The sequence below is a fragment of the Acinetobacter sp. 789_lipA genome (assembly GCF_058242845.1).
Genome location: NZ_JBZAYS010000001.1, coordinates 2,403,372 through 2,418,392, shown reverse-complemented (window position 1 = coordinate 2,418,392; position 15,021 = coordinate 2,403,372). Strand labels below are relative to the sequence as shown.

Genomic DNA, 15,021 nt, shown 5'->3' with positions numbered 1-15,021 from the left:
GAAAAAATGCCAGCACGAAGCTGACATTTTTCTCACAATCTAGTTTTGCAATGATTAAGCAGTACGATAAGTAATATTGACTGTCTTAATTCGGTTCGAATCTAATTCAAGTACTTCAAAGTGAACACCACGGTAGTCCAGCTGAGTTCCAACGTGTACATCACCATGAGTTTTATCTAGGATTAAACCTGCAACACTGATATAGCCAGCATCTTCTTCAACCAAGTCGATCATGCCAAGTTCTAGTTCAAGCTGATATAAATCCAGCATACCTGTCGCCTTCCACGTCTGATCATCTATCTTCACCAAATCAAGTTGCTCATCGGCATCGGGAAATTCACCAGCAATCGCTTCAAATACGTCAAGCGGTGAAACAAGGCCCTGCACATTACCAAACTCATCGCTCACCAAGACCAATGAACCTTTCGACGTTCTTAGCGTATTTATCGCATCAATGACTTTCATTTTTTCAAAAATGTAAATTGGACGATGACGTTTGATCAGGTCTTTCAATTGCTCTTCATCATCTAAGACATCGAGCAATTCTTTGGCGCGCGCAATACTGATCACTTTATCCAAGCTACCGCGGCACACAGGAAATAAACTGTGCGGCACAGACAATACTTGTTCACGAATTTTCTCAGGTGAATCATCAAGATTGACCCACGAAATTTGACTACGCGGTGTCATGATCGACGCGACTGAACGTTCAGCCAATGTCAGTACACCGCCAATCATATAACGCTCTTCATCCGCAAAAGTTTCTTGCGCTTGAAGCTGATCAGGATCTTCAGCTTGGAGCTTACCACCCATGAGTTTCAAAATAGAATCCGCGGTACGATGACGTAGTGGAATTTTCGCTTCATGTTTTGCCGCATTGCGCTCACCAAACTGATTAAAGGCTTCAATCGCAATGGCAACGCCGATACCTGAATAGATATAACCCTTAGGAATGTGGAAGCCGAAACCTTCCGCAATCAGGCTGATACCAATCAACAGTAAGAAGCTTAAACACAAGATGACCACAGTCGGATGACGGTTTACAAAAGTCATTAATGGTTTCGACGCCAACAGCATGACCACCATGGCAACGACCATAGCCACCATCATCACATTAATGTTGTCGACCATACCAATCGCGGTAATCACCGAATCCAGTGAGAACACCGCGTCAAGGATCACAATCTGTGCCACAACTGCGGTGAAACCTGCATAGACTACATTGGTGGTCAGCTTAACTTCGGGCTTACCTTCAATTTTTTCATGCAATTCGGTAACGGCTTTATAAACTAAGAATAATCCACCAAATAAAAGAATCAGATCTCGCCCAGAGAATGTCCAATCCAATACCGTAATCAGCGGTCGAGTCAACGTGACTAACCAAGTAATGATAAACAACAAGCCCAAGCGCATTAAAAGTGCAAGCGACAGACCAATGACACGCGCTTTATCACGTTGCTCAGGAGGAAGTTTTTCGGCCAAAATGGCAATAAAGACTAGGTTATCAATACCTAAAACTATTTCTAATATAATCAGTGTAAGTAAACTTACCCATATTCCCGGATCTAATAAAAATTCCATTATTTTATTACCCCAGAATTATGTTTCTGTTTTAAAAGCATAGACCTGCACGGCGACGGATCCATATTTGTGACCTGTTCAACTAAAGATGAAATAATTATGCCTGAGATGTTTGGCTTGTAATAATTTTTTTATAGTTTTTAACAAAATTTTAATATTCGACCACTTATTATGCAAAAAATACATAAAAATATCGAAATCTCTGTTCGAAATTTTGTCACTTAATGCCAATTGTCGCATTCTATAAAGATTAGACGCGGCGGTCATTTTTTAGTTTTTCTAATAAAACACATCTTAAATAAAACTCATATTATTGTTTTTATTTAATTATTTATTTTAATAATAGTTAAAAAATATCAATTCACTACAATTATGATTTCCAAGAATGACATTTTTTGTTAAAAACACTAGTTCACAAATCCATTTTTTTCACTAAAATGAAACACGACCAGCATTGTTGTAAAAGTGGTCAATTACCCAAACCAAGGATGCGCGGATTGACAATCCGATCAAAGTAATCGAAGACAGGATTCATCGCTATGAACAATGAAAAAGCATTGACCTTCAATAAGACGTCAAAAATGCTTGCCAATACTAGCTATGAAGGCGCATATCTGCATTTAGACTCCTCATTTGATCAGCATCAAGTTAAAGTTGTGGTTTCGCATAATAACCAAAAGTTTGAAATGCACTTGCCTATCGTTCTACAGGACGGTGTTCCCATGGCTAAACTCTCTTTAGATTCTCACCAGAATGCTGAAGTCGAAGATGAAGTTGTACAATTTGCACAAAGCATTGTGAGCTTCCATCAAGATAAAGACGGCTATACCCTGTCTCTTCTAAACAGCCACGCTTAACTTTTCTTGATTACTGACAAAGGCTATCCTTTAACAGATTTCCTTTATGATGATAAATCCAGTAATTTTGTATTGATAAGTGTATGAGTGTTCACATAAAATGTGTTCAAATGATCTATAAAATAAAAATACGATTCACGGGGAATCCGTCACATGACCAAAAAGTACAGTAAGTTCCTACCAGGTTCTGAAGATTTTTCTTTAGAAAGTTTTCCATTTTACTGGGTAACGCAAGTACATGCACAGTATGTACTCAATGTCGATCACGCTTTAAAAAAGTATGGTTTAGATAACTCACGTCGTCGTATTTTACTAGCTCTAGATTCAAAGCCACATGCCAGTGTTTCTGATTTATCTGACATGGTGGTCTCTAAAATGTCGACAACCACCAAAATTGTCTATCGGTTAAAGGATGAAGGATTGGTTGAAACTTATTCTTGTGAAGACGATGCCCGTATTACCCGTGTCCTTCTCACCGAAAAAGGTGTTGAAATGACCAATAAGATTAATGATCTCACCAGTGTTGTGCTTGAGCAATCATTTGAAGGCTTAACACCTTTGCAAATTGAAAAAATGATGGAAAGCTTAAAACACGTGTTTAAAAATTTAGCTCGCTAAACCGTTTAAAAGTCGAAAAAGTTGAGTTGGGGACTCTCTTTTTTGACTTTTATTTTCGGAACATGTGAACATTCAAACTCTTCAACAGGAAAGCCTTGTACAAAGGATTGAATATTCGGTGATTTCCAGCTGAGCCACTCCTCTAAGCGTTCATGTGGAATCACGATCACTGAGCGTTTCACATTCCCCAGCTCATGAAACTCCCGCATCATTGGGTGGTCTATAGCATCCATTGTAAGCATGGTGGCTGAACGCACTACCTCGCCTGCTATACGACAGATTTCATAAAGTGCAGCAACAAATATCACTTGCCCATCCTGTCGTCTGACACCCCATCTCTGCGGCTTTTGTTCTATATATTTTGACTCATAAAATTCAAAAACTGGGATCACCCCAAACTGATATTTGGAAGTGGCCTCAATAAAACTGGCCTTTTGCAGAAGTGTCTCACTTCGAGCATTATAGGTTTTGCTTGCAATACTCTTATCTTCTGCCCATTTTGGTATTAAGCCAAAATGTACCTTTCGCCACTCAAAACCTATATTTGATTTGAACAATAAAGGCAGCTCATAACCAGGATAGACTTCTTCGACATAATCAAACGGAATTTCAGGTAGACCAAACTGTTGTATTTGAGCAAGGGTTAGAGGTTTAAAATTAGCGCACATGGATTTTCATCCAACTTGATGGTTAACAATAGTATGACGAGCTTTATATAATGAATTGTATAAGGCTTTTATCCGCAGCGTCTAGCTGAAATACTTGTTTAGCCCTATGCTTAAACCCATTCATAGCTCTAAGCAAGCGCCAATCTATAGATCACTATTACCCAAAATTAAATCAGTCTTATTGTTTTCCTCCATAGACATAGTGCGACTTATTTCAGCCAATAAAAAAGCCTCCGAAGAGGCTTTTTTAGCTTTACAGATTAGTCACCTGTATAACCTTTTAACTTCAAACGTGCAGCATGCAGAAGTGGCTCTGTATAACCTGATGGCTGCTCACCGCCTTTAAACACTAGGTCATACGCTGCTTTGTATGCATAACCATCGAAGCTTGGCGCCATAGGTGTGTAAAGCGGATCGTTTGCATTTTGCTCATCAACGATTTTCGCCATACGCTGCATCACTTCTTCAACTTGCGCTGCAGATACGATGCCGTGACGCAACCAGTTTGCAACGTGTTGAGATGAAATACGTAAAGTTGCACGGTCTTCCATTAAACCCACGTTGTTGATGTCTGGAACTTTCGAACAACCTACACCCAAGTCAACCCAGCGTACAACATAACCCAAGATCCCTTGAAGATTATTTTCAAGTTCTTTAGTTTTCTCTTCGACAGTCCAGTTTGTGTCTGTTGCTAAAGGCGGTGTTAACAAATCATCTAATGATAAAGGCTCTGTATTCAATAATTCTTTTTGACGCTCAGACACGTTGCATTGGTGATAGTGAATCGCATGAATGACAGCACCAGATGGAGAAGGAACCCATGCACAGCTTGCGCCCGCTTCTGGATGTTCAATCTTGGTTTTGTACATGTCTAAAAGCATATCTGGTTTTGGCCACATGCCTTTACCAATTTGTGCTTTACCACGTAAGCCCGCTTGAAGACCGATCATCACGTTACGATTTTCATATGCTGGGAACCAAATTTGTGATTTCACTTCACCCTTACGAACAAATGGACCTGCTTCCATAAAGGTATGGATTTCATCTCCTGTACGGTCCATGAAACCAGTGTTAATGAAGATGGTACGGTCTTTTGCTTGCGCAATACAGTTTTTCAAGTTTACAGATGTACGACGTTCTTCATCCATAATACCGATTTTTAACGTTTTCTCAGGTAAACCTAATGCTTGCTCTGCACGTTCAAATAATTCAACTGCAAAAGCAACTTCTTCAGGACCATGCATTTTTGGCTTAACGATGTACATAGAACCTTTACGGGAGTTCTTGTTTTCGTTTTCACCTTTAATGTCTGCAAAAGACAAAAGCGGAGTGATTAATGCATCCATGATACCTTCGTAAATTTCAGCACCATCTACCAAGATCGCAGGGTTGGTCATGAGGTGACCCACGTTACGAAGAAGCATCAATGAACGGCCATGAAGTTTCGTTTCACCACCAATCAAGTTTTTGTGCGTACGGTCTTTATTCAAAGTACGCGTAACGGTTTTACCATTTTTCTCGATAGACTCTGAAAGTGTACCTTTCATCAAACCTAACCAGTTACGGTAGCCTTCAACTTTCTCTTCTGCATCTACGGCAGCGATCGAATCTTCTAAATCCTGAATAGTCGTTACAGCAGCTTCAAGAACTAAATCTTTTACGCCAGCAGCATCTGTTTTACCAATTGGGCTGTTTGCATCAACTTCAATCACAACGTGTAGGCCGTTGTTTAAAAGTACGATTTCTGTTGGAGCAGATTCTTCGCCATTAAAACCAACAAATTGTGCTTCTTTAGCCAAAGTCGATGTCGAACCGTCTTTTAACGTCACAACTAACTTTTTGCCTTCAACTGCATATTTTGTCGCCTCAGCATGCGAACCATTCGCTAATGGGAAGGTTTCATTTAAGAAGTTTTTAGCAAATGCAATAACTTTGCCGCCACGTACAGGGTTATAACCTTTACCCTTTTCCGCGCCACCGTCTTCTGGGATCACGTCAAAACCGTAAAGTGCGTCATATAAAGAGCCCCAACGTGCGTTTGCAGCATTTAAGCAGTAACGTGCATTACGCACAGGTACCACCAATTGCGCACCAGCCAATAATGCGATTTCTTCATCTACATTTTCTGTGCTGATTTGGAAATCTTCTACTTCTGGTACCAAGTAGCCAATTTCAGTAAGGAAAGCTTTGTAAGCTCCAAGTTCAAATTTGTTGTTGCGGTGCCATTCATCGATCTTCGCTTGAATGTCGTCACGCTTAGCCAATAGTGCTTTGTTCTTTGGGCTAAGATCGACAACGACTTGTTCAAAGTTTTTCCAGTAAGTTTCACTGTCCAAACCTGAACCTGGAAGTGCTTCATTTTCGATGAAATCGTAAAGCTCTTTAGCAATCGCTAACTTGCCTTTTTGAATACGTGCAGTCATTGTCTTTCCTGATATTGCTACTTTTTATACAAGAGATTCTAGTATACCGATTTAAACTTGGCTGAATAGTAATATCACCGTGCGAAATAGTGATCATTTTTTATTTAATAAAGTATACAAACTACCAAATAAAATACTGCTCAAGGCACAAGCATTATCAATTTACAAAATGCTCTTTAGTAGTTTATTAAGTTTTTGAAATGCCGAAATTAGACTTAAGTGCAGTTTTGTATATTTTTTACACTTAAAACCAATATTCTCCCTATTTTCAATCCTGATTAAGCCATGATTATTCAAAAAAGTCGATAAATTAATCGATGAAAATGCACATAAAAAAAGCACCCTTTTGGGTGCTTTTATTTTTAAATTTCTTCTTGTTGTTTACTTGCTTCAGCTTGTATTTGTCGATGCGCTTCATTCAAGTAATCATCTGATTGCATTTCCAATAAACGTGAACGCGTGCGTTCAATTTCAAAGGCTAATTTATCACCAGAGTACAAATCGATAATTGTATCTTCTGAGGTTAAAATCAGTTTTACCCCACGGTCATAAAACTCATCGACCAGATAAATAAAACGACGTGTGCCTTCAGAAAGATAATCGGTCAAATGCGGAACATTACTCACCAACACAGTATTATAAATATTTGCAATTTCGATAAAGTCAGCAGGACTACGTGGTTTTAAACACAGCTCTGAATACTCACACCATAAAACATCTTCAGTATGCCCGACCGTTTCTACAATACGATTATTAATAATAATCGGCTCATCTGAAATGGTTTGGGTTTGGGTCAATGCGCTAAAACGCTGTGCGATCCAGCGTTGGTGCTCATGTGTTAAAGGAGATTTAAAGAGTTGCGCTTGCTTTAAAACACGCAAACGATAGTCCACGCCTGCATCTACATTTAAAATCACACACTGCTGTTTCACCATTTCAATGGTTGGAATGAAACGATCACGGTGAATACCGTTTTTATACAAACCATCTGGCGCAATGTTTGAGGTTGCCACCAAGGTAATGCCACGTGCAAAAAGCTTTTGGAACAAATCACTGAGAATCATGGCATCCGTCACATTCGAGACGAAGAATTCATCGAAACAAATAACCACTGCTTCTTTATAAATTTGATCCGCAACTGCATCTAAAGGGTTACGCTGACCTGAAAGCTTGTTGAGCTCACGATGTACATGTTGCATAAAATGGTGAAAGTGCATCCGTGTTTTACGACGAAATGGAATTGAGTCATAAAACTGATCCATCAACCATGTTTTACCACGGCCTACACCACCCCACATATATACACCACGTGGAGAAGTTTGACGGCGGAAACGACGGAATGCTTTTTTAGATGCCTTAAAACGTTGAATTAATTCATGCCAAACGCGATCCAACTCATGAACGGCCTGAGCTTGTGCCTCATCAGACATGAACTGCCCGGATGCTAAGGCTTGAGCATAACGCTCTGCAGGAGATAAAGGACTGAATACGGTAGGTGAATTAAAATCTGACATATCATTTAATACTGTTTTTAGGCTATATCAATTATAGCGGAGTAGAAAAGTTAATATATAACACTTTGGCATAATTATGCTTAGGCTATTTCCCATATTGTCGTGGACTGTAACCAAACCATCGTTTAAATGCATGATTAAAGGCTGCAGGCTCCGAGTAACCCAATAACTCTGCAATCATTTCAATGGAATATTCCTGATATTCCATCAAATGTAGTGCACGGTCTTTCATTAATTGCTCACGAATTTGTTTATAACTGCTATTTAACTGTTGCAACTGGTGTCTTAAGGTTCGCTCTGGCAAATTCAACGCTTGCGCGGTTTCAGCCATGTTCGGCAGTAAACCACGTTGCAACTCCAAATAATCCTGTACACGTTGAATCAGACTCGGCTGCTCCGCCGTTTCTTCCAAACGCTGCAATTCCGCCTGACATTTGCCTGCATAAACGTTAAATGTCATCAAATCTGCTGAAGGAATCGGCACATTTAAAACCCATTCATCAAACCAAAATTCAGCTTGCTGCGTACCAAAACTCACTTGCTGGCCATAAACCTGCTGATAGAGCGCCAGTTTTTTCGCATCATCTGGTCGTGCAACAGGTAAAGTAATTCGAATCTCAGGCATTTCCAACCCAATCATCTTATAAATATCCTGTAAAAACTTATAGGTTCCCGCTATTTCAGAATGTGCACGCAACTGTCCCACAGGTGTTTGCAAGTCTCGCGGTAGATAACACAGTGCGACTTGATCATTTTGTTTTTTCAAACCCAATAAGCCACTCAAATGCGTCAAACTCTGATAGCGAATACCCTGTTCTAACGCGGTATGTGTCGTTGGACTGGTCATCAATAACATCAGTAAAGGGCTATATTCTGCCAAAACATAATGCTGACCAATAAACAAGCCTTGCTCAGGCTCAATATCCTCTGCAATGATTTTCAAAATATCCCACTCTAGAGCAGGATGAATGATCGCATTCGGATCAAGCGACTCCACACGTAAGCCAATGCTTTGTAACTTTTGATCGACTGCGACTCCTGCTTTACGCATTCCTTGAATCAAATACATCAAGCCAAGTACAGAACGTTTCATAATCAATTAAAAGCAAAATATTGGCCTATGTTTTACTACAGCCACCTAGCGTACAACAATTGCCGAATCTATCAATTTTCTTGTCAGGGCTATCATAGACCTTCTGGATAGTTGCTCTACAATAAAGCAAAACAAAAAGGAAAAACAAATGCAGGCAGCAAATTCAACAACTCCTCAGGTAAAAATCGCCATTATTAGTGCAGGCTTTGGCGGTTTAGCGATGGCTATTCCTCTTTTGCAAAACAATATTCGTGATTTTGTCATTTTGGAAAAGGCCAGTGAAATAGGTGGCACATGGCGTGAAAACCAATATCCGGGCGCTGCTTGTGATGTACAGTCACATCTCTATTCTTTGTTTTTTTCACCCAAGACCGACTGGTCTAAACGTTATGCTGAAGTACCTGAAATTTATCAATATATCCAAACACTCACCGCTGAGCATCAATTGCAGTCTTATATCCGCTTTAACACCGAAGTCAGTGCTGCACATTACTTAGAAAATCAATGTTTATGGCAACTCACCCTTAATCAAAATGAAACACTAACCGCTCAATTTGTCATTTTCGCATCTGGTCCGCTGCATGTACCACGAATTCCGCGTATTGCGGGTATCGAGAAGTTTAAAGGCAAAGTTTTCCATTCATCACAGTGGGATCATAACTATGACCTCAGCAATAAAAATGTTGCCTCTATTGGCACTGGGGGAAGCGCGATTCAATATATTCCTGAAATTGCAGAAAAAGTGAAGCAACTCTACGTACTACAAAGGACAGCTGCATGGGTTATTCCTCGGGATGAACGTCGTTATTTACCGATTGAAAAAACACTGTTTAATCGATTTGATTGGTTTCGAAAACTTCATCGAGCTCGTCTGTATTGGACAAATGAATCTCGTGTAGTTCCCATTATGAAACCACAGGTCATGAAATATGCACAAAAACTAGCAGAAGCGTATATTCGCCATCAAGTCAAAGACCCTGTAACTGCAGATAAGTTGATTCCCAACTATATTATGGGTTGTAAACGCATTTTGGTCTCCAACAAATATTATCCAAGCTTTAACCGTAAAAATGTTGAATTGGTTACCGATGATATTTTGGAATTAACTGAGGACAGTATCATCACCAAAGATGGGAAAAAGCGTAAAATTGACTGCCTCATCTATGGCACAGGTTTTGTGACTGACCCACGTATTTATCTTAAATCCTTTAGCTGTACAGGGCTGAATCATGTTGAGCTTACAGACGCGTGGAAAGATGGAGCCGAAAGCTTCTATGGGATTAGCACCAAAGGCTTCCCAAACTTATTTCAGCTTTTAGGGCCCAATACAGTCTTAGGTCATAACTCGGTTATTTTTATGATTGAGTCACAAGTAAATTACATTCTACAGCTCATCGAGATGGCACAAAAAATCCAATCTCAAGCAATCGTTGTGAAAGCAGATATTCAAGACCAATTTAATCACCATTTACAAAGTCAATTTACAGATACCATTTGGCAATCTGGCTGTGTCAGCTGGTATCAACAAGCGGACGGGAAAAATTTCTCTTTATGGCCAAGCTATACATGGAAATATTGGCTAAAAACACGAAAAGCCAATCCAGCAGACTATCGTTTTTTAAATTCTAAGCAAGATAGTCAAGCAATAAGTTAAGATCGCGGTCATAATAAGTTAGTATTTTTTCACACTTTATTTGACATGCAATCGTTTTGGTTGATTTTTCAGCTTCTTATTTGTTTAGCACTTGGATTTGTTTTGGCGCGTCGTTTACCCAAATGGCTTGAACAATTTGCCTTTCAAATCCTGCCCTATTTTACTTATATTCTCTTAATCGCAATTGCGATTGAGTTTTCAACGACTTTGCATAGCATTGCCGAACCTTGGCAGATACTCAATCATGCAGCGCTTTTAGCAGTTATGACCAGTATCGGTGCTTTCGTCTGTTGTTACATATTATTTAAACTTTTTGGCTACCAACCGAGTCATGGCAAAGTGTCCATGAGCCTTGTGAGCAAATCATTAATCAATATCAGTTATGCATTTATCGCACTGGCCTTAGGTTATGGTTTAGCAGAGCTATCTTCAAGTTTCGGCTATACACTTCATATCAGTACATGGAACTTGTTACTAGTTTTCATGTTCCTGATCGGGCTTGATTTAGCCTATTCGCCACTAGATCGTTCATGGTTGAACTGGCAAATCCTGCTCGTTCCACTTGGTTGTATTCTGGGTTCAATTATTGGGGCGTTTGTAACGGCCTATTTTGTACCGAGCATTCAACTAAAAGACCTGATTATGTTGTCTCAAGGTTATGGTTTCTACTCCATGACTGGCATTGTGGTCACGGAGTTAAAGAATGCACATTTAGGCAGTATTGCGCTAATGAATGATTTGTTTAGAGAAATTTTTGCGATTGTATTTATGTACATTATTGGCTGGCGTTACCCTCGCTCCGCAATTTCATCTGCAGGAGCTACAGCAATGGATGTCACTCTACCGATGGTCAAACAAGCCTGTGGGAATGACTTTATTCCACATGCCATGGTGAGCGGTTTCATCCTGTCAGTTTTGGCGCCGATTGTTGTCAGTGTATTGGCGGCTCTATAAAGCATAGTGCTCTATTCAATGCTGTCTTTTTATTTTGCTATTGCCACTACTTCGCTCACCAACAATTCTTTTTAAAATTTAATCCATAAAAAAAGCCTTTCGAATGAAAGGCTTTTTAGATTTCTAGTCGCTTAAAGCGTCGCTAAAATATCTTTGAGCATCTGACACGGGTTTGCAGACTGCGTAATTGGTCGACCAATCACTAGATGTGTTGCACCGTCTAACATTGCTTGTTTTGGCGTTACGATACGCTTTTGGTCATCCGCACTTGAACCCTCAGGGCGAATGCCCGGTGTTACCAATGCAAACTCTGAACCCAAAGTCTCACGCAGCATTTTTGCTTCTTGCGCTGAACATACCACACCATCTAAACCACTGTCTTTAGTCAATTTTGCTAAACGTTTGACTTGTTCAAATGGTTCAATATCCAGACCAATATCGGCTAAATCTTCACGTCCCATCGAGGTTAACACCGTTACTGCAATTAGTTGAGTGTTATAGTTGCCAGCCTTTAAGCGCTCAACGCAGGTTTCCATCATTTTACGGCCACCTGAAGCATGGACGTTTACCATCCAAACACCCATATCTGCAGCAGCACATACCGCTTGCGCAGTCGTATTTGGAATATCGTGAAATTTTAGATCTAGAAAGACTTCAAAGCCTTCACCATGTAAAGCTTTAACAATAGATGAGCCTTCATGGGTAAATAATTCTTTACCGACTTTTACACGGCATAATTGAGGGTCTAATTGCCCAGCAATCGTCATTGCGTCATAATGACTTTTTGCGTCTAAGGCAACAATAATACTCATGGGGAGACCCTTCAAACTCACAAAATTATGGCATTATACGGATTAAGCCCAAAACGACCAAGACTATTTTTCTAAAAACTATTTAAAATTCAAACTAAGTTCTTTATTCATATACTTTTTATATAGTTATCAATATATTAAAGCACAATAAAAAACGCCTTTGATTATATATCCAAAGGCGTTTAAATCAAACTTGCTTCAATACTTCTAAGATAAAAATCTTAACAAGTATTGTGGCTTAAAGCGGTGTAGATTGACGATCATTAGGATTGATATCTAACACCGTTTTTTCATGTCTTGTATGTGCTGCAGCTTCAGCAGCAGCCAGCTGAGCGGATTGAATCTGCTCTTTACGAAGGTGATCAATGTCTTTACGTAGTCGCTTAATTTCCCAACCTTTCTGGAATACACGAAATACCTGAACACCAATTAATAAACCCAACACAATCCCTAAAGCCATTGTCAACAATAACAATAGACCTAAACGCATTGCTGGCACCTGTATAAACAACAGATCAACGGTTAGCTCAGTTCCGTTTTGTAGTACCAAAGCTAGGCAGTAGCCAAACAGTACAATTAATAATGCGAATAATACGTAACGCATAAGCACCCCAATAAATTTTATTCGCCTGCAGTCTCGTTTACTGCATCACGTAATGCTTTACCTGGTTTGAAATGTGGAACAGCTTTAGCAGCCACTTCTACCGACTTACCTGTTTTAGGATTACGCCCAACACGAGGCTCACGGTGATGGAGTGCAAAACTACCAAAACCACGAATTTCAATACGATTATCAGAAGACAAAGATGCAATCATTTGATCAATCATAATCTTAACAGCTTCTTCCACTAATGGCTCTGCTAAGTGCGGGTTTTTAAGAGAAATACGCTCTATTAAGTCAGACTTATTAAGTGCTTCAGTAGTCATCTGCGACCTCTTTAATTATCAAGCTACCTTGTAGATAGATTGATAATAACCTGTTTAAATACAAAACGGTAGCGTAATAAGTGAATACTACGCTACCGTTTATTGTATTTGTGTAAAAAGTATTAGTTAACTTACATTAACAATACAATTCAAACATCTACTTAGTTGCCCATTTGAGCTTTGATCAAATCACCAATAGTCTTAGGACCATTGTCTTGACCAGTAGTTGCTGTCTTCAAGTTAGCAACTGCTTCTTTCTCTTCAGCTTCGTCTTTCGCTTTGATAGACAAGTTGATAGAGCGAGATTTACGATCTACGTTGATGATTTTCGCTTCAACTTCTTGACCAACTTCAAGGAACTTAGTTGCATCTTCAACGCGGTCGCGGTTGATTTCAGATGCTTTAAGAGTCGCTTCAACTTCGTCAGCTAACTTAAGTGTTGCGCCACGAGCGTCAACAGCAGTTACAGTACCTTTTACAAGTGCACCGCGTTCGTTAGCAGCTAAGAAATCGTTGAACGGATCGCTGTTCATTTGCTTGATGCCAAGGCTGATACGGTTGCCTTCAGCGTCTACAGACAAGATAACCGCTTCAACTGTGTCACCTTTCTTGTAACGACGGATAGCTTCTTCGCCTTGTTCGTTCCAAGAAATGTCAGACAAGTGAACTAGACCATCGATACCGCCTGGTAGACCGATGAAGATACCGAAGTCAGTGATTGACTTGATAGTACCTGAAACTTTTTCACCTTTGTCGTGGTTCTTAGCAAACTCTTCCCATGGGTTAGCACGAGTTTGTTTGATACCAAGAGAAATACGACGACGCTCTTCGTCAACTTCAAGAACCATAACATCAACTTCATCACCAATCTGAACAACTTTAGATGGGTGGATGTTTTTGTTAGTGTGGTCCATTTCAGAAACGTGTACTAAACCTTCAACGCCTTCAGCGATTTCTGCGAAACAGCCGTAGTCAGTTAAGTTAGTTACGCGAGCTTTAACGATTGAACCTTTAGGGTAACGGTTCATGATCGCTAACCATGGATCTTCGCCTAATTGCTTAAGACCTAAAGATACGCGGTTACGTTCTTTGTCAAACTTAAGTACTTTAACAGTAACTTCTTGACCAACTTCAACAACTTCTGATGGGTGCTTGATACGTTTCCAAGCCATGTCAGTGATGTGAAGAAGACCATCAATACCGCCAAGGTCAACGAATGCGCCGTAGTCAGTAAGATTTTTGATAGTACCAGTAACTGTTTGACCTTCTTCAAGCTGAGCAAGAAGAGCTTCACGGTCAGCTGAAGATTCAGCTTCCATAACAGCACGACGAGATACAACAACGTTGTTACGTTTAGCATCAAGTTTGATTACTTTGAATTCTAACTCTTTACCTTCTAAGTGAGTAGTATCACGAATAGGACGAGTATCAACTAAAGAACCTGGAAGGAACGCACGAACTGGACCGATGTCAACAGTGAAACCGCCTTTAACTTTACCAGAGATAACACCAGTAACGATTTCGCCGTCTTCAAAGATTTTTTCAAGTTTAGTCCAAGTTTCAGCACGTTTCGCTTTTTCACGTGATAAAACTGTTTGACCCATGCCGTTGTCAAGCGCTTCAACAACAACATCAACAGTGTCGCCAACTTGAACTTCAAGTTCGCGTTGTTCATTTAAGAATTCAGCGCGGTCAACAATACCTTCTGATTTAAGGCCAGTGTCAACTGTTACCCAATCAGAATCGATGTTTACTACAACGCCTTGGATGACAGCACCCTTTTCAACGTTGAGGTTTAATTCGCTTTCTTCAAAGAGGGCTGCAAAAGATTCGGTCATGATATACCTGATAAAGTCAGCGGTCTTGGATCAGACAAGGCCGGTTTAGTTAAGCGTCTACATAGTCCATTTTGAACTGATC

General features: G+C 39.9%; 13 protein-coding genes. 4 read left to right on the top strand and 9 right to left on the bottom strand.

What is annotated here, in order from left to right:
- Nucleotides 1-54 precede the first annotated feature (54 nt).
- A complete protein-coding gene (locus AC4CUZ_RS11755; RefSeq protein WP_004984799.1) occupies nucleotides 55-1,581 on the bottom strand; it encodes a TerC family protein in 1,527 nt (508 codons plus the stop codon).
- A 539-nt stretch (nucleotides 1,582-2,120) separates the two neighbouring features.
- On the opposite strand from AC4CUZ_RS11755, the gene AC4CUZ_RS11750 reads away from it, so the two are divergent.
- Nucleotides 2,121-2,438, top strand: a complete 318-nt coding sequence (locus tag AC4CUZ_RS11750) for a hypothetical protein (RefSeq protein ID WP_058869726.1) — start codon at nucleotides 2,121-2,123, stop codon at nucleotides 2,436-2,438.
- 153 nt (nucleotides 2,439-2,591) lie between these two features.
- Nucleotides 2,592-3,056: a MarR family winged helix-turn-helix transcriptional regulator gene (locus tag AC4CUZ_RS11745; RefSeq protein ID WP_004696885.1), complete on the top strand. Its 465-nt coding sequence runs from the start codon at nucleotides 2,592-2,594 to the stop codon at nucleotides 3,054-3,056.
- A gap of 5 nt (nucleotides 3,057-3,061) precedes the next feature.
- Here the strand turns inward: AC4CUZ_RS11745 and AC4CUZ_RS11740 are convergent, their stop codons facing one another.
- From AC4CUZ_RS11740 to AC4CUZ_RS11725, 4 genes are all read right to left on the bottom strand, one after another.
- Nucleotides 3,062-3,724 (bottom strand): SOS response-associated peptidase family protein, encoded by a 663-nt coding sequence (locus AC4CUZ_RS11740; RefSeq protein ID WP_279689970.1) that lies wholly within the window; start codon nucleotides 3,722-3,724, stop codon nucleotides 3,062-3,064.
- Between the two features lie 260 nt (nucleotides 3,725-3,984).
- The gene (locus tag AC4CUZ_RS11735; RefSeq protein WP_490747625.1) at nucleotides 3,985-6,147 is read right to left on the bottom strand and encodes a malate synthase G; all 2,163 of its coding nucleotides are present in this window, start codon (nucleotides 6,145-6,147) and stop codon (nucleotides 3,985-3,987) included.
- Nucleotides 6,148-6,509: 362 nt separating this feature from the next.
- The gene (gene zapE, locus AC4CUZ_RS11730) at nucleotides 6,510-7,661 is read right to left on the bottom strand and encodes a cell division protein ZapE (protein ID WP_490747624.1); all 1,152 of its coding nucleotides are present in this window, start codon (nucleotides 7,659-7,661) and stop codon (nucleotides 6,510-6,512) included.
- 85 nt (nucleotides 7,662-7,746) lie between these two features.
- On the bottom strand, nucleotides 7,747-8,754 hold the full coding sequence (locus tag AC4CUZ_RS11725) for an AraC family transcriptional regulator (protein WP_490747623.1): 1,008 nt from the start codon (nucleotides 8,752-8,754) through the stop codon (nucleotides 7,747-7,749).
- 148 nt (nucleotides 8,755-8,902) lie between these two features.
- On the opposite strand from AC4CUZ_RS11725, the gene AC4CUZ_RS11720 reads away from it, so the two are divergent.
- Together AC4CUZ_RS11720 and AC4CUZ_RS11715 are read left to right on the top strand one after the other, a co-directional pair.
- Complete coding sequence (locus AC4CUZ_RS11720; protein WP_490747622.1) at nucleotides 8,903-10,408, top strand: flavin-containing monooxygenase; 1,506 nt, start codon at nucleotides 8,903-8,905, stop codon at nucleotides 10,406-10,408.
- A 45-nt stretch (nucleotides 10,409-10,453) separates the two neighbouring features.
- Complete coding sequence (locus tag AC4CUZ_RS11715; protein WP_490747621.1) at nucleotides 10,454-11,362, top strand: LysO family transporter; 909 nt, start codon at nucleotides 10,454-10,456, stop codon at nucleotides 11,360-11,362.
- 131 nt (nucleotides 11,363-11,493) lie between these two features.
- On the opposite strand, the gene pyrF is transcribed toward AC4CUZ_RS11715, so the two are convergent.
- The 4 genes from pyrF to rpsA all read right to left on the bottom strand — a co-directional run bounded on the left by pyrF (nucleotide 11,494) and on the right by rpsA (nucleotide 14,939).
- A complete protein-coding gene (gene pyrF, locus AC4CUZ_RS11710) occupies nucleotides 11,494-12,174 on the bottom strand; it encodes an orotidine-5'-phosphate decarboxylase (RefSeq protein WP_004696869.1) in 681 nt (226 codons plus the stop codon).
- 238 nt (nucleotides 12,175-12,412) lie between these two features.
- A complete protein-coding gene (locus AC4CUZ_RS11705) occupies nucleotides 12,413-12,778 on the bottom strand; it encodes a lipopolysaccharide assembly protein LapA domain-containing protein (protein WP_183175032.1) in 366 nt (121 codons plus the stop codon).
- Nucleotides 12,779-12,795: 17 nt separating this feature from the next.
- On the bottom strand, nucleotides 12,796-13,101 hold the full coding sequence (locus AC4CUZ_RS11700) for an integration host factor subunit beta (RefSeq protein WP_004696865.1): 306 nt from the start codon (nucleotides 13,099-13,101) through the stop codon (nucleotides 12,796-12,798).
- 161 nt (nucleotides 13,102-13,262) lie between these two features.
- A complete protein-coding gene (gene rpsA / locus AC4CUZ_RS11695) occupies nucleotides 13,263-14,939 on the bottom strand; it encodes a 30S ribosomal protein S1 (protein WP_004696863.1) in 1,677 nt (558 codons plus the stop codon).
- Nucleotides 14,940-15,021 lie beyond the last annotated feature (82 nt).